Source organism: Mesorhizobium sp. NZP2077 (assembly GCF_013170805.1).
In the GTDB taxonomy this organism is placed as follows: domain Bacteria; phylum Pseudomonadota; class Alphaproteobacteria; order Rhizobiales; family Rhizobiaceae; genus Mesorhizobium.
The window spans coordinates 2,956,857-2,981,126 of record NZ_CP051293.1 but is presented as its reverse complement, the minus strand read 5'-3'; the positions used below and the strand labels follow the sequence as shown (position 1 = coordinate 2,981,126).

Here is a 24,270-nt window from a genome sequence, read left to right as displayed (position 1 = left end):
AAGTCGGGACCGCACCAACATTTGACAATAGTTCAACGCAAGTTGAACTTCCCCCTCCGCAGCCCTAGCTATGGATGGATCTGCCCATCCCGTCCCACGCTATCTTCCCCACGAGGCCCGACATGACAGACTACACCCCGCCGAAAGTATGGACCTGGAACAAGGCAAATGGCGGCGCCTTTGCCAGCATCAACCGGCCGATCGCCGGGCCGACGCATGACAAGGAACTGCCCGTCGGCAAGCATCCGCTGCAGCTTTATTCGCTGGCGACGCCGAACGGCGTCAAGGTGACGGTCATGCTGGAGGAGCTTCTGGCGCGCGGCCACAAGGGCGCCGAATACGACGCCTGGCTGATCAAGATTAATGATGGCGACCAGTTCGGCAGCGGCTTCGTCGAGGTCAATCCCAATTCCAAGATCCCGGCTCTGATGGACCGCAGCGGCGCCACGCCTGTGCGCGTCTTCGAATCCGGCTCGATCCTGGTCTATCTCGCCGAGAAATTCGGCGAATTCCTGCCCACCGAACAGCCGGCGCGCGCGGAAGTTCTGTCCTGGCTGTTCTGGCAGATGGGCTCGGCGCCGTATCTCGGCGGCGGCTTCGGCCATTTCTACGCCTATGCGCCGCAGAAATTCGAATACGCCATCGACCGCTTCGCCATGGAAACCAAGCGCCAGATGGACGTCCTCGACCGCCGGCTGGCGGAAACTGAATATCTCGGCGGCAAGGATTACTCGATCGCCGACATGGCGGTATGGCCCTGGTATGGCGGGCTGGCGCTCGGCCGCATGTACAATGATTCCGCCGACTTCCTGTCGGTGCAGGAGTACAAGCACGTTCAGCGCTGGGCGAAAGCGATCGACGAGCGCCCGGCCGTCAAGCGCGGCCGCATGGTCAACCGCGCCTTCGGCGAGCCGGCCCTGCAGCTGCACGAGCGCCACGACGCCAGCGATTTCGACACCAAGACGCAGGACAAGCTGGCGGCTGAATAGGCAACGGCCGACAAGAAAAACCCGCCACGAGATTGGTGGCGGGTTCTTAAATGCCAGTTGCTGTTTTGGTTAGTTCAGAACCTCGACGATCTGACGGGTCTCGGGGTCGACGAGCACAGTCTGGTCGTTGATGACGGCGACGCGGTACTTGACGTTGGGCACTTCGCGCAGTTCGACCTTGTCCGGCACCGGCGAGCCGAGCTTGAGCTCGAGGCCCAAAAGGTTGACCGATGCCAGCGGCTGCTTCTTGATGTATTGACGAACGACCGTCTCCTGCTCCGGTTGAACCACGATCCGCTGCGCCGGCTGGACAACGACGACGTCTTCAGCCAGCGCCGCACCAATGCCGCCCATCAGAATGATCGCGGCCGCCGCACTCGAAAGATAATATTTCATAACAAATCTCCTTGTTAGATATCTGGGTTCCGCCCTGCAGGAAAACTCGGCCATCATCGCAAGGTTCCATTCCAATTGATGGAATAACTATGCGGCAATTCGACAAATGCCGATTTTAATTGTTTTCGCCTACGGGCGTATAAAACCAATATATGCTTAAGTAATTTATATGCTTAAGTAATTTGGGAAATACAAAGGGTATCGCGCAATATAGACTTCCACCGAAAGGTACAACTGAGGGTGCCTCTTCCGAAGTGAACGCGATCCGCTGATTGCCTTAGCGACAGCTAACGTAGAGCGGACGGTGTCGTTCCACATGCCGTCGTCCAAGGCGTGAAAAAGGCCCGCCCTGCCGGGAGCAGAGCGAGCCTTAGACCGGCGGAGGTGGCAGCCTCACCGGGTCACACCGGGAAAACGCCGGTGCCGGCATCCGGTTCCAGCCACCGAATGGCGTGGCTTTCCATCCATGCAACCATGTCGCCGCGATGACGTTGTCCCGCGCATTCCCGGATAAACCTCCTAAGGACGATTGTGACATGGCTCCCCGACCCTCCATGACCAGGCATCCCTTCACGCTGATGTTTGTCGTCATCGCACTGATGGCGCCGTTTGCCGGCCTTGCCTGGCGCACCCGCGAATGGATGGGCTGGTAGCCGCAGCCGCCACTGCTGGTCGATGACGGGCGCCCGGACTCACAGCCAGACGCCGTCGCGATGTAGCGGCGGAACAGCGTCGACCTTATCCCGGCTTGTCGCCTCGTGTGCGCGGTTGAAGATCAGCCGCACGACGAGCACGAAATAGCCGACCTGCAGGACAACCAGCACGGCTATCGTCCAGGCAAGCGCCTGCCAGAAAGAACCGGTGGCCATATAGGTCCAGACTGCGACGATGACTGTAGTGGCCGACATCCCAACGAGAAATTGTCCAAAATACATAGATGCCCAAAGCCGCCGAAACCGCCCCGGTTCGAACGACTCCCTTCCCGAACTCCCATTGCCCGCACACAGCGTTCCATTATTTTAGCAACTTCGCAAGTATGTGATCCGCCGGTTCAGCAACGGCTATTGCGCGTCGGCTTGGTCCGGCGCAATCTGATGCTCACGGACTGATATAACGGAGAAAACAGGTCCGCGGGGCTGGGGGAATGACGCTTAAATTGATTGGGGCCGGTTTCGGCCGCACCGGAACGTGGTCGACTTTTGCCGCGCTGAACAGGCTTGGCCTGCCCTGCTATCACATGCAGGAAGTGATCATGAACAAGGCCAACAAGGGCCATCTCGATTTCTGGCGCAAGGTGGCCAACAGCCCGCCCGGCAGCCAGCACGACTGGAACCGCGTCTTCGCCAACTATACCGCCACCGTCGACAATCCCGGCTGCTGCGTGTGGAAGGAATTGCTGGCCACCTATCCCGACGCCAAGGTGCTTTTGACCTTGCACCCGCGCGGCGCCGAGGCGTGGTACGAGAGCACCATCGACACGATCTACTTCACCGAGAATGTCTGGCAGTTCAAGATCCTGGAATGGCTGACGCCGTTCGGGCGGAAATTCGGCGACATGTCGCGCAAGCTGATATGGGGCCGCACGCTGGACGGCGTGATGGGCGACCGTGACAAGGCCGTCGCGCGATACAACGCCTATATCGATGAGGTGAAGGCGGCCGTGCCGCCGGACAAGCTGCTGGTCTACAAGGTGACCGAAGGCTGGACGCCGCTCTGCGAATTCCTCGGCGTGGCGCTGCCCAACGACCCCTTCCCCAATCTCAACGACCGCGAGACGATCAAGAAGATCATCCGCGACATCATCAACGGCTCCTACATCATACTGGGGCTGGCGGTCGCCGCTGTGGTGGCCGCGGTTGCGGCGCTGTGGTGGTGGCTGGGGTAGCTGCGCCTGGAACCCGCAGCCCGAAGCGAGCCCGACCCCGCCAAGACCCTGTGCTGCCAAGCCCCCTTTGCCACCAGGCTGGAACCAACAGCTTTACCCCGAGTTTCGCCTTCAGTCTTTCATGGATTGGAGGCCAGTATGGCACCGCGCAGCAAACCACGCACCGACGATGGCGACAGCCCTGAGGTCGAGGGTCCGACCATCGAGCAACTGGACTGGGACGCGGTCAAGGGCGGCCAGATCCTGCCCGACTCCGTGCTGGAAAACGGCGACATGAGCTACGGCGTCGAAAAAGACGGTGACCTGGCCGAGGAAGACGACGACAATGCCAATCAGGACAGCGACGACGCCTTGCCCGACGATGAGGAAGAAGCGGCGATCAAGCGTCACCCGACGCGCGAGGGTCGGTTCGACGAGACGTGAGGGCTGGAAATTACGGCCATGTTCAGCGCTACCAGCGCTTCCCCCCGCAATGTCGGCGTAATCCCTCCGGGCTAACCCCGCTCCCGCAACAACTTTGTGGGATGCATCTTGAGTTTCGAAACGAGCGAGCGCGCCGGGTTGCGGGAAACCGCCGGCGTCTTCAGTCAGATTATTGGCCTTTGCCGGCGGCTGGGGGTGCGGCAATCCAGGATTTTCCTAACCCGCTTCGCCTGCAAGCCGGTGAGCTCATTCAAATGGTTCCGCTTTCTCGCAGGGTTCCGGCGGCGCCACGGGATGGGCTGCCCGCATGACGATCTCATGCGCAAGAAGCCATACAAATTCTTCGCCCTTGGGCTGCCCGGCCATCGCGGCTTCGACCTTCTGGTCGACCACTTCAACCTGGCGGCGGTGGGCCTGCCACGGGAAATGCTTGAGGCGGCCTGGCGCGGGCGGATCATGCACATCGGCCAGGTCACAGGGCGACGCGATGCCTATGCGCTCACCATGCGCCTATCCGTTCATTCCGGCACCAGCCACGAAGGCGCCTTCTCGATAAGGCTGACGCGGCAGAGCGACCGGCTCGACCTGGTCAGACTGAGCTTCATCCTCTATCCCCTGGGCGCCGGCCCCTTGAGCGCCAGCCCCCTGGGCACCGGCCGCTACACGGTCGCCATTGGTGGGCTCCAGGGCAGCAAGGAGCCAAAGGCCAAGCGCGCCGTCATCGAGGCCACGCGCGACCTGTGCGGGCTCCGGCCCAAGGATGCGGCACTGCTGGTCATGGAAGGCATCGCCATCGGTGGCGGCGCCGATCATGTCCTCGGCGTCTGCGATGCCAGGCACACCATCAACTTCCGCTCGCCCAAAAAACGCGCCCGCAAGCGCGCCGACATGGACCAGTACTGGATCGATCGCGGCGGTTGCCAAGGCGGCGAATTCGGCTTCGCCATGCCGGTACGGAGCCGCGACATGGCAGCGTCGCTCAGCCGCCGCGATGTCTACAAGTTCGAATTCCTTGAGTTCGGCAAGCGCCTGTTTGCCTCAATGCCCGGGCTGAACGAGGTTCCACTTGACCTGCCTGTAGAAAGGTCATCATCCGACGAAATGTGGAGGTCAGCACATCATTGTCGGATGGCTGCCAGCCGTCATTTTACCCTTCCCGGTGCCCGAATTCGTCCTTCGACGAGGCAAGAAGATTATATCTCATTTGGCTAAAATAGCGGAACGTCCCATGGACATTGCCGGAACCGAACAAGGCCTCTCAGACCTTTGCTCAAGCCACCTAAGACCTTGGTCCTACAAGGAAACGCAAAAGGCCGATGCGGCTCCTCATCGGGAACATCCTGCCTCTGCCATCGTTTGCCGCAAGGTCTTCGGACCGGAGTGGATTTCGAAGGAAGAGCGATGCACCATCGATCCATCATCACCAGAACAGGCCACGGCCCGGGCACGGCGATCGCCGTGTTGATGGTCGGACTTGTGGCGGTCGGGATTGTGTTCCTCGTCCTGGGCGGCTTGCTCTATTTCGGCGAGCAGCAGTCCAATCAACACGCTCTGTCTTCCGTGCCGGCCCGATCGGCCCAGGCAACCGACCAGAGGGCGGCGGAGTGATGGGCCGGAGCGCCATTTTCTCTGCACAAGACTTATCCACAACGGAGGACTCAAAGTGAAAACCACTCTTCTCTGCGCACTTCTCATTGTCTCCGTGCTGTCCCCCGTCAACGTTGCCCCGACGCAGGCCGCCAGCCTCGTCATCACCACGGACAATGGCGGCATGGGCCGGCATCACTGGCGCGATCATCGCTGGCGCGATCATCACAACCGGAATTGCTTCGTAAAGGTCAGGAAGCATTGGCGCCACCACCACTGGGTCATCGAGAACGTACGGGTCTGCGATTCCGATCGCTTCTGAGCATGCCGAGGATGCAATTGCCAAAGCCTCGTCGAAGGTTCCGTCTGAACGGGCAAGCCTTGGCAGTGGCGGCTGTCTGGAGCGTGGCAGCGGTGGTTCTGGTGCTGATGGTGGCGGGCGCGGCCGGCTTTTGAAATCCGGCAGCGTCTATCCCCAGGGATGTCTCGCCTCCGCCTTGCAATTACATTAGATATTACTAATGTAAAAGACGCCGGCTACCGCCAGAAGCCGGCGGGGCCTGGCGTGCTCCCTTTGCACCTGCCCGCCAGGCCCCTTCCGCCATCCGTCGGCCATTGGCGTCAGCGCGCCAGCATTGCCCCGCTCTTCGCCACCGCCTTGCCCCGGCGATAGACCATCCGATGCTTCGGCACGGCCACCACCGCCTCGGGCACGTGCTGAGCCCGCATGACGACGAAATCGGCGCTGGCACCGACCACGATGCCGTAACCCTCCAGCCCCAACGCCTTGGCGCCGGCTTGGGTCACCACATCGAAGGCGGCGGCCAGCTCGTGGTCCTCGTAGAAGCCGGAGCGGTAGCCGATCATGTTGGCCCGGTTCAGCATGTCGCCATCGCCATAGGGCCACCAGGAATCGCGGATGTTGTCGGAGCCGCTGAACACGGTGACGCCTGCCTGCCGCAGAGCCGCCACCGGCGGGAAGGCATGGTTGCCGGGCGCGTTGGTCATGATCGCCACGCCGGCGGCCGCCAACATCGCGCCGGCTTTCTTGAGCGCATCGGCCGGGATGTCGCCCAGCCCATAGGCATGGCTGACGGCGACATGGCCCTGCATGCCGAGCGCCTTTGTCCGCGCGGCGATCTCCTCGACCTGGAACAGGCCGAGCGTGTCGCCATCATGCAGGTGGATGTCGACGCCGGCCCCATGCTTTTGCGCCAGGGCGAACATCACGTCGAGATGGCCCTTCACATCGCGGTCGAAGCTGGCCGGATCGAGCCCGCCGATGAGGCCACAGCCAAGCTTCAAAGCCTCGTCCAAAAGCTCCGCCGTGCCGGGCGAGGACAAAATACCGCTTTGCGGGAAAGCGACGAGCTGGATGTCGATGAGGTCGCGGTAGTTTTCTCGTACGGCGAGGATCGTCTCGACATGGCTGAGGCCGACCGAGCCGTCGACCATGACATGGCTGCGCATGGCCAGGCTGCCATTGCCGATGCAGAGGTCGAGCTGGTTCTTCGCCCGCTCCACCATCGGCGCTGCGGCGGCAAGGTTCTGTGCCTGGAAGGCGACGCGCTCGCGCACGTCGAAGCCGTTGGTACAGGGAATGTGCGGCCGCCAGGCATCGCCATAGAACGAGGTGTCGAGATGGATATGCCCCTCGACGAAGGCCGGCACGACAAGCTGGCCGCTAAGGTCGATGATGGTGGGATCGATGATGGCAGGGTTGGCGAGATTAACCGGCGGCGCACTGCCGGCCGGCGCGATGGCGCTGAATCTGCCGTCGGTGACGGTGAGGTCGGCCAGCGACCCATCCGTCAGTTTCGCGTTGCGGAAAATCGTCTGTTCGCTCAAAATCGTCTGCTCGCTCACGGGCGCTATCCCTGTTGAAAGCTCCAGTCCTCGCCGCCCGCCCGCCGCGGGTCAATGCGGCAGGCAAGAGAAACTGTTTCTCGGCAAATGTGCCGGCAAATGGTTCGGCGAAGCAAACCGCGAATCCGCGCCGCTGCTCCTGCCTATTCCGCTATCACGGAAGTTTCGAACGCCCGCCGACGTGTCATGGTGTTACTGCGGCGGTACGAGCCGCCCTGGTTGACGCGGGCGCCCAGCCATCCCAACAATGCGCCCCCCCGCCCGCGTCGACCATGGCAAGCGTCCCAGACGACGCAGCCTCCGCGTGAAGCGACGACCGGCCTGCGGCGTCATCCTTTCGCAGCCTCAGTCGCCGACCAGCGCCTTCGTCGTCACCAAAGTCGCGCCGGCCACGGTGAATTCGCCATTATGGCGGGCGATGATCTGCTCAGCGCTCTCGCTGGCGCTGTCCAGCGTGCTATGGGCATCGGCAACCACGGTGACGCCGAGCCCTCTGGCGATCGCGGCCTTGACGGTCGCCGCCACGCAAAAATCGGTCTGCGCGCCGAGGATCACCACGGCACCCGCGCCCTGCCCGGCGACCCAGTCGCCGAAGGCGGGATTGCTGAAGGCATCGCGCACGGATTTGGCGAAGGTCGGCTCATCGTCGGCCTGGCCAAGGGCGGCCCACACGGGCCAGCCCGGTTCACCCGGCGCCAGCGGGTCACCTTCCGGTCCATCATGCCTGATGAAAGCCACCTTGCGCCCGCCGCGCCTTGCCCAGTCGATCACCGCCCGGGCGCGCTCGGCAATGGCAGTCGCATCATGGATCGGCGGCTCGTGCACGCCGTCGAACATGCCGGTCTGGAGATCGATGACGATGAGCGGGGCGTTGGCAGTGAGGCTGGGGGCTGACATGGTTTTTACATAGCATGGCGGTCCAACCGATCAAGGTTGGGGTGGCGTGATGGCTGTGCCGGTCACAGCCGTAGCTGCCCTGCCAGTCCAACAAAAGCCAGCAACAGACCGATGTCGTGCCGGTCGGCCGCCTTCAATGCCGAGATATAAGCCGCCCGCCTTTCATTCATTTTCAGCAAATCCGCCCCGGCGGTCCAATCGATCGGATCGACGCCGTACAGCTTCTCGAGCACGGCGTCCGCCAGGATACGGGCATGGCGCCCATTGCCATTCGCAAACGGATGAATGAACACGACCCTGTGGTGAAGCCGCACGGCTGCTTCCACAGGCGCATATGTGCCATGATCCATCCAGTAGAGTGCATCATCCAGCGCTGCGCGCAACTGCACCCCGATTTGCATTGGATCGACGCCGATGTTCTTACCGGTGGTCCTGAAGGTTCCAGCCCAATTCCACACCTCGCCAAACAGCCGCCGGTGAAGCTCGATGGCGAAACCGTCGGTGAGGATGTCCTTCCTTCGTGTCCGGGAGAGCCACAACAGGCCGGACGTGACGTTGGCCTGCTCCAGTTCATCGAGTTCGGCCTGGATCGTGATGTGCCTGTACTTCAGTCCGCCGAGTTCATTGGGATCAAGCGGCGTCGCGCCCTCGGGATAGTCGGGTGCAATCATTTGTCCTGCCAGAAATCGGACGGCATTTCATACATCAGTTCGTTCGTCAGCCGGGTCACCTCTTGCCGGCTCCGGCTGTCGGTCACGGTCTGGTCTTCCAGCGCCATATGTTTGCCCGCCGTGTCGACAATCGCCTGCGCCTTTTTCCGCGCTTGGGCGATGACGAGATTCTCGATGGTGTGGGGCGGCACGAACGCATAGACGAAGCGGCACCCCATCGCCTCGGCCGTGGCCTGCATCGACTTCAGGGTGACGCCGCCTTCGAGTTCGGCCTGTTCCACCTGGGCAATGCGGGCGCGGGTTACGCCCATCCGCCCTGCGAGCTGGGCTCCGGACATGCCGAGCGCCTTCCGCACAGTCCTTATCCAACCTTCCGCTGGAACCCGGATGTTGCCGCCTCGGGCGAGATCCACAACGGCCTGGTATTGCTGACGGACCGCCTGCCTAACGCTCATTGTAAGCTCATATATTGACCAATATCAAGTTTATGTAAATATATATGTATACCAAACAAAAAGTATCGTCAACGTATATGTGTACCGATGACGCGAGCCAAACATGTCATGTCTCGCTCTCGGCCTCTCAGCTCATCACCCCGGCGCCCCCGCAAACAGCACCACGCCATCCCCGCCCGCCGCCGGCCAGTCCCTGATGGTGCGGTCGTAGCCGCCGGTCAGCACCGTGCCATCGGGAGCGAAAGCCACCGCGTAGATCGGCCCGGTCTGGCTGTCGAACATAACGATCTGGTTGCCGGTTTCCATGTCCCACAGCCGCGCCGTGCCATCGAGCGAGCCCGACAGCAGCCGCTTGCCGTCGGTCGACAGCGCCAGCGTATAGACCGTGCCTTCATGGCCTTCGAAGCGCTTCACCTCGCGGCCGCTGTCGAGATCCCAGACCTTGATGGTGAGGTCGCCGCTGCCGGTGATCACATGATGCCCGTCGGCGGTGAACACGGCGCCATAGGTGCCCTGCTCGTGGCCGTGCCAGCTGCGCAACTGCTTGCCGCTTTCGATATCCCAGAGCTTCAGCGTCCCGTCGATGCTGCCGCTGAGCGCCTGCTTGCCGTCGGGCGAGACGGCGACCGCGCTGATCGACCAGTCGTGCCCGGTCAAAACATGCAGCACGGAATTGTTGACGAGGTCCCAGACGATGACATTGCCGGTGTCGTGCCCGCTGACGGCCCGCTTGCCGTCCGGACTGATCGCCAGCTTGTTGACACCACCATTCTGGCCGGACTGGAAGACATGTAGCACGGCGCCATCGGCCAATTTGCGCAACACGATCTCGCCATCGTCGCCGGCCGTCAGCGCGCTGGCGCCGTCGGGCATGTAGAGCGCCGTGCGCGCCATGTCCTTGTGGACGCCGAGATTGCGGATCAGGTGCTTGCCGCCAATGTCCCACAGCTTGATCACATGGTCGGTGCTGGCGCTCATGATCGATTGGCCGTCGGGCGCCACCGAAAGCCAGACGACCGCGTCGCGATGGCCATCGGGCTGCGTTGGCGCCGCCGGCGGCGGTGGCGGCAACGGCGCCACCGTGGGCGGCGGAATGACCGCGACCTCCGACGGCGCGACGGGCGTTGGCGCAGGCGCTGCCGGCGCCGGCGGCGGGTTGGCGGCTACCGGTGGCCGGGCTGGCGCAGGTGCCGGTTCGGAGGCTGGCGGCGCGCTGGCGACATCCTGGCCCTTCGGCTCAACGGGTTTGGGTTCGGCAAGTTTGGGTTCAGCGGGCTTCGGTTCGGCCGCCTTGGGCTCGCTCGGCCGACTGGCCACCTCGCCGCCGGCCCACGGGCCGAACCGGTCGACGGCCAGCACTGCCAGCACAATCAATGGCAAGGCGAGAAAGACCTTGCGCAGGCCGGGCCTGCCGGTCTCCTGCACCTCGGCCGCGCGGCCGAACAGCGGCGCCCCGGCCGGATGCGCCGGCCGGCCCGGCAACAGGCCCGACCAGAACAGCAAGGCGCCGGCCAGACAGGCAAATGCCGCCAGAACGAGCCCGGTGAACCGCACGGAGAACGCATCCGAGGGCAGTGCGAAAAAGTCTTGCCAGCCAACGGCACCAGTAACGACGAGCGGATAGACCCGCGTCAGACACCCGATGGCGACCACAACCAAGGCGAGCGCCAGCAACCTGTCAGCCAATCTGTTCATCGCGCTCTCCGCCCGCGGATTTGGGAAGATTATCAGCGCCGGTGTATACCGCAAAGCGCAGCCATCGCTTCCTGCCCAGATGTACATCACCTGATGTATCCCAGCCTGGGCTTGGGATATGCATAGAAACAACGGCTTAAGCATGTAAGGGGGCGCTTTAGAGTGCCGATTTATGCCCGCTCGAGCCGAAGCAATCGGCATGCTGGGGCCAGATTCAGAGATGTTTTGGCTGAGGTCGTCTGGACTATCCCCCGCGAAACATTGACAGAAGACCACGATGTGTCACTATCTTGACGGGATATAGTGGAAAGCTTGCATCATGAAGAAGATTTATGAACGGCCCGCTCTGGTCAAGAAGGGCAATCTGAAACGCCTCACGGCTGCTACAAACGGTGCAGCGGTCTCGCCCCCGGTTACGCCGCAATAAGTCAGCCCGTCAGCACCAAATCGTCCAGCACCATTTGCCAATAGTGTTTCGTCGAAAGACGGACACGGGTTACCGCCTTCAGCATCGGGGCGTAGTGCAGCGGCGTCAGCGCCGACAATGCCAGTTGGTCGCTGGCGACCAGTTGGTCGCCCAGCCAGCACTCGATCAGCGCCATCTCCCCTTCAGACTTCAGCCAAGCAGCGCTCAGCAGCACCGAGTGGAAACCAAACGGAGTCTCGCGGCCGAACTCAGCCGGGTAGCCGCTGCTGGTATAGGCGACGTGATCGCCCGAAACATTGCCGTTGACATAGCCTTCGCTGCCCTTGGTGTGATCCTGCGCCATGGCGTTGAGGTTGCGCCATTGCAGCCCGGCATGGCCGCACGGGATCTTGCGGAAGCCACGCCCGGTGACGTCGTCGAAGCCGATCGTCCGCAGCGAGGTCCCGCTCGGCAGCGTTTGCGACGAAAGCAGCCCGAAATCGGTCGGATAGGGCGAAAGCGCAAGCTGCCGGTCAAGGCCGCCGCCGGCGATGGCCACCGTGTCGGCCCTGCCGGCGAGGTCAAGCCGGAAGGGAGAGCCCGGCGCGAGCACCCGGCTCTCCAGCACCTGCCCGCTTGCCATCACCGACAGGGTCGCGGTGCCGCCTGCCGCCATGCTGCCGGCCAGGCTGCGCGCCGGCGCCAGGCCGACCGGGTGGGGCAGGTCCTGCGACACCAGCCCGGCGGGCGAGCCGGGCGCCAGCCGGAAATCCTGCGATTGCATCTCGTTGGCGCTGGGCGAACTCCAGCCAAGCGGCACCGAAACCGCAAACCGGTAGGCGCCGGGCGAGCGGATCGCGGCACCGGTCGAAGACGTCGACATCGCGAAGTTGGCAAAGCCGCCATTGTTTGTCCTGGCTGAAGCGACGAAGCCGCCCTGCCCGTCGAAGATCCGCACCATGATGCCGGCCATCGGCCGGTCGCCAACGCCGTATCTCCCGTCGCGGTCGACATCGAAATAGACGAAGGACGAGTAGTTGACGGTGCCGGTGCTGCGCTCCCAGTCGGTGCGCGCGGCATAGTCGCTGGCCGGATCCGCCCGGCGTCGGGCGCGGCGCCGGAGACGCGCGTTGCGCAACAGCCAGACGCCGCATGCCGCGACCGCAATGAGGACGGCGGCCGCGAGCAGGATTTCGACGAGGCTGAAATCATGCATGGCGGGCAGGCTTCGATAGTGGCCGTTCGCGGCTGTCAGACATGCAATGCATCAAAACGGCCCCCGATGCTGATCATCGTCAGAGTAGCGCGAGATGGCGCGTGCGCAAAAGCGCTGTGCGGCCTTCGCACGCATCTCGGCTTTAGCGCCGTGATTTTCACTCTTTTCAAACCAAACAACCGCGCAACCCCACCCCACAGATTGCTGCGATATGAATGTCTCTTATTGTATGGGCCATGAAACATGATGACCTCCGCGCCATTGCGCACAACATCGCGGATTCGCTTGCCAGCGGGTACAGCGCCCTGTCTGGATACTACGGCGCGGATGTATTTGGCGAGGCCGCGACGAGCCCACAGAGTTACCTGACTGTCGACTTTTTGGCGGGAAAGGTTACCGAGGGTACTGCATCGGAATACCTCTCGACCGTTATAGCGCGCTACAGGGACGTCCTTCCTGATTTCTGCACAAGGAACGGGGCTGCGCTTTCCGATTTTCGTCAGCTCACGGCGCGCTTTTCGGATGGCAGACGCGGCAAGCATATGATCATCACAGTGGAGGATTCGCGCGGGCGCCAATCGACCACCGAATATGTTGGGATGCCGGGTCGAAGAATTAAGGTTATCGACAGTTTGGGAAGGGTTCGGACAAGGGCCAACTGACCGCGCTCATCTCAACTCCACCCAAACCGGCCCATGATCACTCGCGCCGTCCTCACCGCGCACATCGCGGTCGATATCAGCCCCTTTCAGCCGGCGGGCGAGCGTCTTCGACAGCAATATGTGGTCGAGCCGCAGGCCCGCGTTGCGTGGCCAGCGGTTCCGGCGGTAATCCCAGAACGTGTAGAGCGTCTCCTTCGGATAGACCTTGCGCAGCGCATCGAGCCAGCCCTGCTCGATGAGCGCAGCGAAGGCGGCGCGGCTTTCTGGCTGCACCAGCGCATTATCGTCATAGGAGCGGGTTGCGTAGATGTCGCGCGGCTCGGGCACGATGTTGTAGTCGCCGGCCAGTACCACCGGCAGGCCGGTGTCGAGGAGTTGTTCGGCATGCGCTTCCAGCCGCGCGTGCCAGGCGAGCTTGTACTGAAATTTCGGCCCTGGCTGCGGATTGCCGTTCGGCGCATAGAGGCAAGCGATGACAATGCCGTTCACCGCTGCCTCGATGTAGCGGCTTTGCTTGTCGGCATCGTCGCCGGGCAAGGCATCGCGAGTCAGCACCGGTTCCGCACCACGCGCGAGTATGGCAACGCCATTCCAGGTCGGCTCGCCCTTCCACACCGCGCCATAGCCGGCATCGGCCAGCGCGGTGCGCGGAAACTGCATGTCGCGCGCCTTCAATTCCTGCAGGCAGACGACATCGGGCTTTGCCGCCGCCAGCCATGCCAAAAGGTTTTCCAGCCGGCTGTTGATGTTGTTGATGTTGAAGGTGGCGATTTTCATGTGGTGGATCAGGAGGCCACGCTGCCTACCCAATCCTTCACCGTCTCCGCCAGCGTCTTCAGATGATCGGCCGTCGAAAATCCCGAGATGCTCTTGCGCGGCTTGAGATCATGGTCGCCATCCTCCAGCCAGATCACCTCGATGCTGTCGGAGAGACCGTAACCGGCCACCTCATCCGGCGTGCCGAACTCGTCGCGCGTGCCCTGAAAAATCAGCGTTGGTGTCTTCAGCCCAATGAGATGCTTGGTGCGCAACTGCTCGGGCTTGCCGGGCGGATGGAAGGGGTAGCCGAGGCAGATCAGCCCTGCAATCTCGCCCTTGGCGTACATCTCGTCCGCCACCATCGAGGCGACACGTCCGCCCATCGACTTGCCGCCGATGATCAGCCTTCCAGTGACGCCCCTGGCCCTCAGATCGGCGATCGCCTTCACATATTCCGGGTTCACCGTCTCGGCACGCGGCGGCGGCTTGCGCTGACCGTAGCGGCGGGCGGCCATATAGTGGAATTCGAAGCGCGCGACCTGGAAGCCGGCGGCGGCCAACGCCTTGGCGGTGGCGGTCATCGAAGGCGAATCCATCGATGCGCCGGCGCCATGCGCGAGCAGCATGGTGACGGGAGCGGTGTCGTCGCCGTCGAAGAGGAAGTGGGTCATGGAAACTCCAGCGTTGACGACCCCTTCTCCCCTTGTGGGAGAAGGTGGCCGAGCGAAGCTCGGTCGGATGAGAGGTGTTCCAGCTTGGCGCACACGGTCATCAACGCCTCGGCAAACAACAAGCTCGTCAATCTCTCATTCCTTCCAGCACCCCTCATCCGTCTCGGCGCTGGCGCGCCGATCCACCTTCTCCCACAAGGGGAGAAGGAAAGGCGTTCACCCCGCCGTCCGTGCCAGCTGCATATCCACGAATTGCACGCCCCTGGCCGCCACCCCAGCCCATTCCGACTCCGCGTCGAGCTCCAGATACCGCACCCACAGCCGCCGCGCTTCCAGCAGATTGCCGGCGTCGAACTCCAGCCGCGCCAGGTTGAACACCGGGTCGGCATAGCTCTTGTCGAGCGCGATCGCTTTCTGCAAATGCCTTCGCGCCGAGGCGTCGCGGCCTTGCTCGCTCATCAGCCCGGCGAGGTTGAACCAGGCTTCGACGAAGGCCGTGTCGAGCTTTATCGCCCGGGCATAGTCATGCGCGGCGTCAGTCGCGTGGCCGCCAGCGCGCAGGCAGTTGGCGCGGTTGAAGGCGGCGATCGCGTCGCTCGGGTCGATGGCGAGGCAGCGATGGTAGAGTGCGGCAGCACCTTCATGGTCGCGGCCCTCCTCCGCAGCTTCGGCCTCTGCGAACAAATCTTCCAGCGTGTCGTCGCCTTGTGCCGCGCTACCCAGATCGAACAACAACTGCCCGTCGAGTTCGCTCTGGCCGCCTTCGAGATAGATGGCGTCGGGGCGGCCATGCTGCGAGCCGACATTGAGCGACTTGGCCGTGAGCGAGGCGACCGGGCCGGAGCGGTGCACGGAGCGCGCGATCGCCGCCCATGTCGCCCCACCGGCGACCAGCCCGGCATATTTGCGCGCCAGGATCAGATCGCGGAAGGAATAGGGTTCGCTGTCGTGCTCGAAGGCATCGAACAACGAGAGCATGTCAAGGTCGGCGCCGGACAGCCGCGATTGCTCGATCAAAGATTGCCGCGACAGCGACGACGCCTCCGGCGCCTTCATCAGCCCGAGCAGGCGCAAAAAGCCGTTCTCGCTGAGCAGTGTTTGCCCGGCGCCGCGTGCGGCGGCGACGCGGCGCTCGATCCCGGCATCGCCGTTTTTCGTCAATCCAGCCTTGGCAAGCAGAGCCCGGCCGAACACGACATGGGTGGTGCGCCGGGTGATGCCGCGCCGGAGCTGGCCGTGCTGGCGCTCGACCTCGCGAGCCGCCAACCTGAGCGGAAACGCCGCCAGCGCGCCGATGGTGCCAAAGACGGCCCCCGGAACCGAAACGGCCGGTGCCGTCATTTCTTGCTCTTGCCAACCGCCTTCAGCAGACTGGCCTTCAGCGGATTTTCAGGCGCACCGCCCGCTGCCGCCTTCTTGGCTGCGGGCTTGGCCGCCACTTCGTCGGCCTTGCTCTTCGACTTGGCCGGCGGCTTCGACTGCGACAGGCTGGCCTTCAGCGCATCCATCAGATTGATGACATTGCCGCGCTCGGGCGCTGCCGCGATGATCGGCTTGTGGCCCTTGAGCTTCTCGCGGATCATCGCCATCAGCGCGATCTCGTAGCGATCCTCGTAGTTCTTCGGATCGAAGGTGGTCTCCTTCTGCTTGATCAACGCTTCGGCGAGTTCAAGCATCTCCTGGTCGGGCTTTCCGGCCGGGATGTTGCCGAAATACTCAGCTGTGCCGCGCACTTCGTTCGGGTTCCTCAACGTGCACACGAACATGCCGTTCTCGCGCGCGCCGATCGTCACGATGCGCTCACGGCTGGACAGGACCAGCCGGGCGATCGCCAGCTTGCCGGATTTGCGCATCGCTTCGCGCAGCACCGCAAAAGTCTCCTCGGCCATCGCGCCATCCGGCGCCATGTAGTACGGCGCATCCTGGTAGATGACATCGACCTCGCCCTCGTCGACGAAGGCCTCGATGTTCATCGTGTGGTTGGATTCGATGCGCACCGCATCGAGGTCGGCATCATCGATGATGATGTACTGCTTGTCCTCGTACTCGTAACCCTTGACCAGGTCCGAGCGCTCTACGAGCCCGAGTTCCGGATCGACCGGCTTCATGTTGATGCGGTTGTGGGTCTTCTTATGCAGCTGATTGAACGAGATGCGCTCGCTGGTCGTCGTCGCCGGATAAAGCCGCACCGGACAGCTGACGAGGCTGAGCTTGAGATAACCCTTCCAACTTGCCCTGGGCGCCATGATACACTCCTACGCGGCCATGCACTGACATTATGTTGGAGCATGGTCTTGTCCAAAAACCGGTTCCACTTTTTGGGACCATGCTCTCTGCAGCGCTTTTCGTCCGAAGGACGAACGAGGCTGCGCAAATCCTACACCGACCCCGCACACAATACCGGCAAATCCCTGACGAAATCTTCCGCTACGTATTTGAGGCCGTTGGGAGAGAATAATTCAAATTGTAGAAAGCGTCGATGGCGGAGCGCCAGTTCCTCGCCCCCACGGGAGTGGGGAGAGGTGGCTCGGCAAAGCCGAGACGGAGAGGGGGAATGGCGCAGCAAGGAAGCCAGCTTCGCCCGTCGGCGCAGCCCCCTCTCCGTCCGCTTCGCGGCCACCTCTCCCCCGTTTCACGGGGGCGAGGAACCCTAGGTCTTCAAGGTAGGCAAATCCCTGGCAAACTCCTCAATCTCCGCCCACGGATCCCCCGAAGTCTCCAGCAGCCCCGGCAGCGACGAATAGTTCAAATCCTGCGGCGCATCGATCGTCTCCAGGTCCGCCCAGCTCACCGGTGTCGAGGCCGGCAAATTGGTCCGCGCCCGCAGCGAATATGGCGCCGCCGATGTGTGGCCGCGCGCGTTGCGGTGATAGTCGATGAAGATGCGCTTCTTGCGGTTGTCCTTGCCCATGGTGGTGGTGAAGGTGTCGGGCGCGGTGGCCGCCAGATGGGTTGATATGGCGCTGGTCGCCTGGTGCAGCTTCTTCCAGTTCTGCTTGGGCGTCACCGGCACAGTGATGTGGATGCCGTTGCCGCCGGAGGTCTTGGCGAAGGGTACCAGCCCCAGCCCCTCCAGTTCGCCCTTGATGTGGACAGCGGCCTCGACCACCTCGCGCCAGGAAATCCCCTCGCCCGGGTCGAGGTCGAAGACGATCTGGTCGGGCCTGTCGAGGCTGGTGCGGTGCGTGCCCCAGGTGTGGAACTCGACGACGCCGAATTGCGCCAATGCCAGAAAACCCTTGGCGCCTTCGACCGACAGGAACGACTTGGTTTCGCCCTCCGAATTCATCGTCTCGAAAGTCACCACCGAAGGCGGCATGCCGGTGAAGGCGTGGCGCTGGAAGAAACAATCCTTCGGCAGGCCGGTCGGGCAGCGCACCAGCGAAACCGGGCGGCCGAGAATGTGCGGCAGCATGAAGTCGCCGACCAGCGCGTAGTAGACGGCGATGTCGAGCTTGGTCGGGCCGGTCTTGCCGAACAGCCGCCGCTCCGGATTGGTCACCCAGATGGTGGCGAGATCGGCCTCCGAGATCAGCCGCTTGCGCTTGGCCGAGACCGGCGTCGACAGGCCGACATCCCTGAGACCGCGAAACACGCCATGGCGCAGCGAATTGTCCGCCGTGCGGTTGGCGTAATGGATGCGCGCCGAAAACAACGGCTTCACCCAATGCATCTCGCGCATGATTTCGCGCGGCACGCCTTCAGGTGGCGTCGCACCCGATGTCAGCGGCTCCAGCCGGGCGAGCAGATCCTCCGCCGTATCGCGGTCGAAGCCGGTACCGACCTTGCCGCGATAATGCAGTTCGCCGTCCTCCCACTCGGCCATGCCCAGCGCCGCCAGCCCTTCCGCCGCTTGCGAGATTGTGTAACCAGCGATGACGAAATCGTCCTTCTGCAGCGCCTTGCACTTGGTCCAGCTCTTGGTACGGCCGCTCTGGTAGATCGCGGTGGCGCGCTTGGAGACGACGCCTTCGAGCCCGAGCTCCGTCGCCTGGTCGTAAAGCCCCTGCCCCGAGCCCTCGACATGGTCGGAGAACTGAATGGCGGAATTGGCGCCGAGGCCGCCAAGCAGTTCCGCCAGCAGCGCCTTGCGCCGGATGAGCGGCGCCCTCATCAGGTCCCAGCCATCGAGATGCAGCAGGTCGAAGGCATAAAAATGCAGCTTGCTGCCGGCGCCCTCGGCCAGCGCGTCCTGCAGCAAGGCGAAGCGGCTGATGCTCCGGCCGTCAAGCACGACGATCTCGCCGTCGATGATCGCCTCGCTGCACGGCAGTTTGGCAAAGGCATGCGGCAGGTCGCCATAGCGCTTCGTCCAATCGATGCCGCCACGGGTGATCAGCCGCACCTCGCCATTGGCGACATGCGCCATGGTGCGGTAGCCGTCGAATTTGATCTCGTGCAGCCAGAGCTCGTTGGTGTTCTCGGCAGGGCTTTCGCCGCCCGGCGGTTTTGGCACTTGCGTCGCCAGCTGCGGCTCGATGCGGCTCAGCGCCGGCGCCTTCACCGCGCCCGGCAGTGTCGAGGGCTTCAGGGAACCCGGCTTCGGTGCGGACTTCGCTGACGGTTTCGGCGGTGCCACCAACTCCTCGATGCGCAATCCGGATTTCACGCTTTCCGGCCGCGCTTCGAGGATGTCGAGCTTGGTGTCGGCGGCGAGGTCGCGCTCCTTGAACAGCAGCCAGTTCTTTTTCTCCGCGTCCTCGCCGGGCTTGGGCTTCAGGCGGGTCAGCATCCAGCCGCCATTGAGCTTTTCGCCCGCCAGCCGGAACTTGAAAGCGCCGGTCCTGAGGCTTTTGTCGACATCGTCCATCGGCGCCCACGTGCCGGTGTCCCAGACGATCATCGGCCCGCCGCCATACTCGCCCTCGGGAATGACACCCTCGAAGTCGATATATTCGAGCGGATGGTCCTCGGTCTCGACCGCCAGCCTCTTGTCGGCCGGATTGAGCGAAGGTCCGCGCGGCACCGCCCAGCTCTTCAACACGTCGCCGACCTGCAGGCGCAGATCGTAGTGGTCGGCGGAGGCGTGGTGCTTGTGGACGACGAAGCGGTTGCCGTCACCGGAGATAAGCCCGCCGGCCGGCTCCGGCGTTTTGGTGAATTCGCGTTTGGCGCGATAGGTTTTGAGTTTTGGCGGCGCTGCCATGTCAAGGACCGAAGCGCATGGCAGCAGGGAGCAAACCCGTCACGCTCTCAATCGTCGGCAGCCGGCGTCAGCTCGAGCTCGGCCGGGGTCAACCCCTGCTGCAACTGGCTCAGCCGGAATTCATCCACCCAGTAGGCCTCGCCGTCGACCAGCACGCGTGCCTGGTAGGCGCCGTCCGAAAAGCTTTGCGCGGTGATGTAGACCTTGTGCGAGTCGAGCGCCTTGCGCACCGCGGCGCGCTTGGCATTCTGGCTGCTGACGGGACTGAACATGACGCTGCCCTCGGTCGCACTGACACGCAACATGGCCGCTTCCACGGCCTGGCGACTGGTCTCAAGGATGACGGAGACGCGCTGTCCTGTCAATTTCACGGACAAAGGGGCGGACGCGCGGCTTAAGATCCGCTGTTGGTGACCTTCGTGCCGATCGTCGTGAACTTGCCATTGATCGCATTGCCGAGCGCGCCGGCGCCGGTGATGATGGCAAGTGCGATGAGGGCGGCGATCAGGCCGTATTCGATGGCGGTCGCACCGCTTTCATCCCGCATGAAACGGGAAACGATTGCTTGCATTTCAAGCCCCTGGTTTCTGATCCCTCGCACAACCCTATAGAGACCGCGAGTTGCAGTTCGGTTAAATTTTGCCAGCCTTTTGAAGGTGCTTGCCCGCGGAGCTAAATTAAAACATGAAGCATCCGTCCATCGGACACGGCCTGGTTGCAGGCGGCCCTGGCCGGAGCTGTTTTCAGCTTGCCGGCCCGGACCGCCCGCCCGCCTTGTGTCCTTCCCAAGACAGGAGACCAGATAGGCGCATCGACGCCGACCCGCTTTGACATGGATCAATTGCCAGATGCGCCCATGGGTTTTTGCCTTTGGCGGGCGCGAAGCATCTTCAAGCGCGGGGGCCATTTTACTGGGTTAGCGACCCCCTGTCGAAATCCGCTCCCGGCGAACGACATTGGTGCGGCGCCGACGGGGCGCGATCACGTCAAACGACAGGGAGCACCATCATGGCCAAGATGCTTGTCATCTACAAAACCCCCACCGATCCGGCGGCCTTCGAGCGCCATTACCACGACATTCACGTGCCGCTGGCCAAGCAATTGCCGGGACTGCGGCGCTACGAGATCAGCCGGCCGCCGATCGTGAATGTCTTGCAGGGTGAGACGCCCTACAGGGTGGCGACGCTCTATTTCGACGATCTGGAGGCCATTCGCACAGCCTTTGCTAGCGATATCGGCCGGGCCTGCGCGGTGGACCGGCGCAAATTCGCCGGCGATGACGACATGGTGGCGATGCTGCTCTTCGACACCGAGCCGCTCTGAGCAGTCATTTCCCTGGGCAGCACCAAAGGCGCATGAACGCCTCCAACCGCGGCTTGTTGTTATCGCTATCGGTGATCTCAGGCGATTGAGGCAGCAAACCCGCCGTCTTGCGGCGGCGGGTTTGATGGTCAGGTCGAAAGGCCGTTTGCGTTTCAGCGCGCGGACGAGACAACCTGTGCCGTGACGCGCGTGAGCTGCTGGCGCTTGTTGAGCGTCGGCTTTTCATATGTCTTTTTCATCGATATCCCCCAAAAAACCCAATGGCCATTGCGAGGTGACGCTCGTGCCGTCTCTTTGTCAAGCCGCGGCTGAAATACCCGGGAGAAAGCCGTCGCCGGGCGCGAACGTCTCAGACAGCCTCGCTCTCGAAGATCAGCATATCGGCGCCGCCCGTCGCGAACACCTGGAGATCGGCCGCGGCCGCCTGACCTTCGGCACTGGCGAATGCATTCTGGATGGCGGCCAGGTCGTCAAACTGCAAGGTGGCGATCAGATGGACCTTCGCTGGTCCCGCCGGCGTCATGACTGGACCGCGGTTGATTTCGTAGCGCCGCAATCCCGGAATGGTCTTGGCCAGCGGGATATGCTTTTCACGATAATAGGCATCGAACGCCGCCGGATCGGCAGGCGTGCCGTACATCACCACCAGGCTTGCCATCATTGCCTCCCGAAATCGTTGCACTGCAGGAGCGTGATGACTTTGCCGGGAGCTTGTCAATCCGTGTGGGCGGCAGCCTCAGGTCTTCAATCGCCGCAACCGCCGCGCCGCGCCCTGCACGGCCTTGTACAGACCGGGCTTGGAGCGCACGAAAAGCTCGGCTTTGCCGCGCAGCTTGATATAGGCGGTCGAGCCCCTGCCCTTCAGCGTCACCGCCTCGCACAACTCGGCCAGCACCGCGCTTGAAGCGCCGATATGCTGCTTGTATCCTTGGCTGCCGACGGACAGGTCGAAGTAACCGAGCCCCTGCGCGCGCGCCCAGATCATCAGCTTGCCGATCGTCGTCAGTCCTGGCGAGACGTTGGGAACCGCGTCCTGGTCGATCCCGAGCAGAAGCGCGTGCAAGGTGCCCTTCATGACCAGCACGTAGATGACGGCGAGATAGGCTTCACCGGCACGCAGCTCGAACAGCCGCACCGAGCCGTCGGACAGGCCCTGCAGGGCGGCGTTGCGGTAGAACTCGACGACCGGCGCCTGCGTCAGGAGGTCGAAGCGCCCGAGCTCGCGGAAGCGCTTGAGCCTGAGCTCCAAAAGCGTGGCGAACTGCTCCTCCACCAATTCAGGCGTCTCGGCTTCGACCAGATCGAGCTTGCCCATCTGTTCGAAGCGGCGGCAGTGCTTGTGGAAATTCTTGGCGAAGGACGATTTGCAGATGCGCTTGATCAGCGTCTCCGGACTGCCATCCAGGACCAGTCCCGAGGCGATATGGATCGAGTCGCGCGCCACCGAAAGCAGCGCCAGCGGATTGTCGACGCCGTGGATCTGTTGCGGGATTCCCGCAATGTGGAAGCGATCCGTCGGCGGCAGCGCGGCGCACACCGCCGCCCAGGCGTCGTCGGCGGTCTGCCTGGTCCATGGTCTCGCATCGGCCAGCAGTGGCGCCGCGTAGTCGCACACGCCGCCGCTCAGCCATTCGATCACGTAATGGCCCCGAGCCCGGCGGCGCATCAGCGGCAGCAACATGACCGGCGCACCCGTGTCGGCATCGTTGACCTCGACGACGAGCAACTCCGCGCTTTTGGGCATCAGCCGTCTGGCGATCCCTTCCATCCAGGCAAAGCCCTGGTGGCCGGTGCACAGGCCGGTCTCCTCAAGCCGCAACCAGAGCGGCTTTACGGTGTCGAAGCTGGTGTGCAGCCGCGCCGCATGGCGCACGGTCCTGCCGAAGCCGACGGTAATCGGCGAAACCGGCCCGACGGCGCCCTCGGTCGCCGCAGCCTGTTGCATTGCCTGGCTTGCCAAAAGCTTCTCCTGTTCGTTCTGGCCCGCCCTCAGCGCCCTCCACGCAAGCGCCGCAAGCCCCGCATCGTTCCCTGAGCCGCTTTCAGCAGCCGTGGGTTTGAGCGCACGAAAACCTCGGTCCAGTCGCGGAGCTTGATGGCAGTGCTCGCGGCATTGCCCCGCATCGTGAACCCGTGGCAGAGTTCGACCAGGACCGAACCCTTGGCGCCCATATTTGCCTTGTAGCTCTGGTTGCCGACCGACAGGTCGAAATAACCAAAGCCTTGCTTGCGTGCCCAACTCATCAACCTGCCCATGATTGCAAGTCCTGGTGAGACATTGGGCACGACGCTCTGGTCCATAGCTATCAGCAGAGCATGAACAGTCCCTTGATGGACCAGCAGATATTGAACCGCGATCAGCGCCTCGCCCACGCGCAGCCCGAACAGCCGCACCGCTCCGTCCGACAGGCCGCGAACAGCGGCGTTGCGGTAGAAATCGACGACTTTCTCCTGCGTCAGCAGGTCGAAGCGGCCAAGCTCGCGAAAGCGGCTGAGCCGCATCCGGACCAGTTCGCCGAAGATACGCTCTACCTCGGCCGGCGTGCCGGCCTCGACCAGTTCGACATCGCCGAGCCGTTCGAGCCGGCGCCAGTCCTTGCCGAATTCCTTGACGAAGGAGGGCTTGCACAAGCGCTTGAGGACCGTATCCGGATCGCCGTCGATGGCGAGGCCGAAAGTGGTCTGGAGGGAATCGCGTGTCTCTGCGAGCAAGGCAAGCGGATTGGCGACGCCGTTGATCTGTGGTGGAATCCCCGTAATGTGGAACCGGTCCGCCGGTGGCAGCACTGAGCGCACCGCGGCCCAGGCGGCCTGTGCGGACTGTGTGGTCCACGGCCTCGCATCGGCCAGCAGCGGTGCCGAATAGTCGCAGACGCCACAGCTCAGCCATTCGATCACCCGATGACCCAACGCCGGCCGTCGCATCAGCGGCACCAGCATCCTGGGTTCGCCGGTCGCGGCGTCGTTCACCTCGACGATGAGCGGTTCGGCACCTTGCGGCATCAGCCGCGCGACAATCCCCCCGGCCCACGCATAATTCTGGTGACCGGTGCACACACCGCTCTCCTGGAAGCGCAGCCAGAGCGGCCGCACCATTTCGAGACTGGTGTGCAATCGCGCCGTGTAGGCGTCGTTCGCCGCGACAGTGACTGGGTGCGAGACCTGCCCTTCGGCCAAGCCGGTCACCGCAACTATTTCCACTGCCTGGCCCGTCACATCGCCC

At 63.2% G+C, this 24,270-nt stretch carries 27 protein-coding genes; 9 read left to right on the top strand and 18 right to left on the bottom strand.

The genetic code is table 11. The features are described 5' to 3' along the window. The first annotated feature begins 122 nt into the window (after positions 1-122). The gene (yghU, locus tag HGP13_RS14785) at positions 123-989 is read left to right on the top strand and encodes a glutathione-dependent disulfide-bond oxidoreductase (protein ID WP_172226509.1); all 867 of its coding nucleotides are present in this window, start codon (positions 123-125) and stop codon (positions 987-989) included. 69 nt (positions 990-1,058) lie between these two features. On the opposite strand, the gene HGP13_RS14780 is transcribed toward yghU, so the two are convergent. Further along, positions 1,059-1,385 (bottom strand): DUF1236 domain-containing protein, encoded by a 327-nt coding sequence (locus tag HGP13_RS14780; RefSeq protein ID WP_172226506.1) that lies wholly within the window; start codon positions 1,383-1,385, stop codon positions 1,059-1,061. 692 nt (positions 1,386-2,077) lie between these two features. Next, a complete protein-coding gene (locus HGP13_RS14775) occupies positions 2,078-2,293 on the bottom strand; it encodes an exopolysaccharide production repressor protein (RefSeq protein ID WP_246707384.1) in 216 nt (71 codons plus the stop codon). Between the two features lie 236 nt (positions 2,294-2,529). Between HGP13_RS14775 and HGP13_RS14770 the strand changes: the two genes are divergently transcribed. From HGP13_RS14770 to HGP13_RS14750, 5 genes are all read left to right on the top strand, one after another. Beyond that, the gene (locus HGP13_RS14770) at positions 2,530-3,270 is read left to right on the top strand and encodes a sulfotransferase family protein (protein ID WP_172226500.1); all 741 of its coding nucleotides are present in this window, start codon (positions 2,530-2,532) and stop codon (positions 3,268-3,270) included. Between the two features lie 138 nt (positions 3,271-3,408). Next, positions 3,409-3,693: a hypothetical protein gene (locus HGP13_RS14765; protein ID WP_172226497.1), complete on the top strand. Its 285-nt coding sequence runs from the start codon at positions 3,409-3,411 to the stop codon at positions 3,691-3,693. A gap of 108 nt (positions 3,694-3,801) precedes the next feature. Next, a complete protein-coding gene (locus HGP13_RS14760) occupies positions 3,802-4,905 on the top strand; it encodes a DUF535 family protein (RefSeq protein ID WP_172226494.1) in 1,104 nt (367 codons plus the stop codon). A 189-nt stretch (positions 4,906-5,094) separates the two neighbouring features. Next, a complete protein-coding gene (locus tag HGP13_RS14755; protein WP_172226491.1) occupies positions 5,095-5,301 on the top strand; it encodes a hypothetical protein in 207 nt (68 codons plus the stop codon). A 55-nt stretch (positions 5,302-5,356) separates the two neighbouring features. Further along, positions 5,357-5,602, top strand: a complete 246-nt coding sequence (locus HGP13_RS14750) for a hypothetical protein (protein WP_246707383.1) — start codon at positions 5,357-5,359, stop codon at positions 5,600-5,602. 299 nt (positions 5,603-5,901) lie between these two features. Here HGP13_RS14750 and HGP13_RS14745 read toward each other — a convergent pair whose 3' ends face one another. The 5 genes from HGP13_RS14745 to HGP13_RS14725 all read right to left on the bottom strand — a co-directional run bounded on the left by HGP13_RS14745 (position 5,902) and on the right by HGP13_RS14725 (position 10,864). After that, positions 5,902-7,146 (bottom strand): amidohydrolase family protein, encoded by a 1,245-nt coding sequence (locus HGP13_RS14745; RefSeq protein WP_246707382.1) that lies wholly within the window; start codon positions 7,144-7,146, stop codon positions 5,902-5,904. Positions 7,147-7,491: 345 nt separating this feature from the next. Next, positions 7,492-8,043, bottom strand: coding sequence for an isochorismatase family protein (locus tag HGP13_RS14740; RefSeq protein ID WP_172226488.1), 552 nt, complete (start codon positions 8,041-8,043; stop codon positions 7,492-7,494). 62 nt (positions 8,044-8,105) lie between these two features. After that, a complete protein-coding gene (locus HGP13_RS14735) occupies positions 8,106-8,714 on the bottom strand; it encodes a mobile mystery protein B (RefSeq protein ID WP_172226484.1) in 609 nt (202 codons plus the stop codon). Further along, positions 8,711-9,169, bottom strand: coding sequence for a mobile mystery protein A (locus HGP13_RS14730; RefSeq protein ID WP_172226481.1), 459 nt, complete (start codon positions 9,167-9,169; stop codon positions 8,711-8,713). Before HGP13_RS14730 ends, HGP13_RS14735 begins: the two co-directional genes overlap by 4 nt. A gap of 135 nt (positions 9,170-9,304) precedes the next feature. Beyond that, positions 9,305-10,864 (bottom strand): WD40 repeat domain-containing protein, encoded by a 1,560-nt coding sequence (locus tag HGP13_RS14725; protein WP_172226478.1) that lies wholly within the window; start codon positions 10,862-10,864, stop codon positions 9,305-9,307. 319 nt (positions 10,865-11,183) lie between these two features. On the opposite strand from HGP13_RS14725, the gene HGP13_RS38555 reads away from it, so the two are divergent. Beyond that, a complete protein-coding gene (locus tag HGP13_RS38555) occupies positions 11,184-11,291 on the top strand; it encodes a lasso RiPP family leader peptide-containing protein (RefSeq protein WP_172226475.1) in 108 nt (35 codons plus the stop codon). A 1-nt stretch (position 11,292) separates the two neighbouring features. Here HGP13_RS38555 and HGP13_RS14715 read toward each other — a convergent pair whose 3' ends face one another. Then, entirely contained in the window at positions 11,293-12,486 is a 1,194-nt protein-coding gene (locus HGP13_RS14715) for a hypothetical protein (RefSeq protein ID WP_172226473.1), read from the bottom strand. A gap of 236 nt (positions 12,487-12,722) precedes the next feature. On the opposite strand from HGP13_RS14715, the gene HGP13_RS14710 reads away from it, so the two are divergent. Then, on the top strand, positions 12,723-13,148 hold the full coding sequence (locus tag HGP13_RS14710; protein ID WP_172226471.1) for a hypothetical protein: 426 nt from the start codon (positions 12,723-12,725) through the stop codon (positions 13,146-13,148). 6 nt (positions 13,149-13,154) lie between these two features. On the opposite strand, the gene HGP13_RS14705 is transcribed toward HGP13_RS14710, so the two are convergent. From HGP13_RS14705 to HGP13_RS14675, 7 genes are all read right to left on the bottom strand, one after another. Further along, the gene (locus tag HGP13_RS14705; protein ID WP_172226469.1) at positions 13,155-13,925 is read right to left on the bottom strand and encodes an exodeoxyribonuclease III; all 771 of its coding nucleotides are present in this window, start codon (positions 13,923-13,925) and stop codon (positions 13,155-13,157) included. Positions 13,926-13,933: 8 nt separating this feature from the next. Then, positions 13,934-14,578 (bottom strand): alpha/beta family hydrolase, encoded by a 645-nt coding sequence (locus HGP13_RS14700; RefSeq protein WP_172226467.1) that lies wholly within the window; start codon positions 14,576-14,578, stop codon positions 13,934-13,936. A gap of 216 nt (positions 14,579-14,794) precedes the next feature. After that, a complete protein-coding gene (locus HGP13_RS14695) occupies positions 14,795-15,919 on the bottom strand; it encodes a tetratricopeptide repeat protein (RefSeq protein ID WP_172226465.1) in 1,125 nt (374 codons plus the stop codon). Further along, positions 15,916-16,824, bottom strand: coding sequence for a Ku protein (locus tag HGP13_RS14690; protein ID WP_172226463.1), 909 nt, complete (start codon positions 16,822-16,824; stop codon positions 15,916-15,918). The genes HGP13_RS14695 and HGP13_RS14690 overlap by 4 nt, the downstream gene beginning before the upstream one ends. Positions 16,825-17,228: 404 nt before the next feature. After that, positions 17,229-19,724, bottom strand: coding sequence for a DNA ligase D (ligD, locus tag HGP13_RS14685; RefSeq protein WP_172226461.1), 2,496 nt, complete (start codon positions 19,722-19,724; stop codon positions 17,229-17,231). Between the two features lie 47 nt (positions 19,725-19,771). Next, the gene (locus HGP13_RS14680; protein WP_172234713.1) at positions 19,772-19,996 is read right to left on the bottom strand and encodes a hypothetical protein; all 225 of its coding nucleotides are present in this window, start codon (positions 19,994-19,996) and stop codon (positions 19,772-19,774) included. 122 nt (positions 19,997-20,118) lie between these two features. Continuing rightward, positions 20,119-20,295 (bottom strand): Flp family type IVb pilin, encoded by a 177-nt coding sequence (locus HGP13_RS14675; RefSeq protein WP_172226459.1) that lies wholly within the window; start codon positions 20,293-20,295, stop codon positions 20,119-20,121. Positions 20,296-20,732: 437 nt separating this feature from the next. Between HGP13_RS14675 and HGP13_RS14670 the strand changes: the two genes are divergently transcribed. Further along, positions 20,733-21,047 carry an EthD family reductase gene (locus HGP13_RS14670; RefSeq protein ID WP_172226457.1) on the top strand — a complete coding sequence of 105 codons (315 nt, stop codon included), beginning with the start codon at positions 20,733-20,735 and terminating at the stop codon, positions 21,045-21,047. Between the two features lie 349 nt (positions 21,048-21,396). Here the strand turns inward: HGP13_RS14670 and HGP13_RS14665 are convergent, their stop codons facing one another. From HGP13_RS14665 to HGP13_RS14655, 3 genes are all read right to left on the bottom strand, one after another. Then, a complete protein-coding gene (locus HGP13_RS14665; RefSeq protein WP_172226454.1) occupies positions 21,397-21,705 on the bottom strand; it encodes an EthD family reductase in 309 nt (102 codons plus the stop codon). Between the two features lie 78 nt (positions 21,706-21,783). Next, positions 21,784-22,992: a GNAT family N-acetyltransferase gene (locus HGP13_RS14660; RefSeq protein WP_172234712.1), complete on the bottom strand. Its 1,209-nt coding sequence runs from the start codon at positions 22,990-22,992 to the stop codon at positions 21,784-21,786. 44 nt (positions 22,993-23,036) lie between these two features. After that, the gene (locus HGP13_RS14655) at positions 23,037-24,263 is read right to left on the bottom strand and encodes a GNAT family N-acetyltransferase (protein WP_172226451.1); all 1,227 of its coding nucleotides are present in this window, start codon (positions 24,261-24,263) and stop codon (positions 23,037-23,039) included. Positions 24,264-24,270 lie beyond the last annotated feature (7 nt).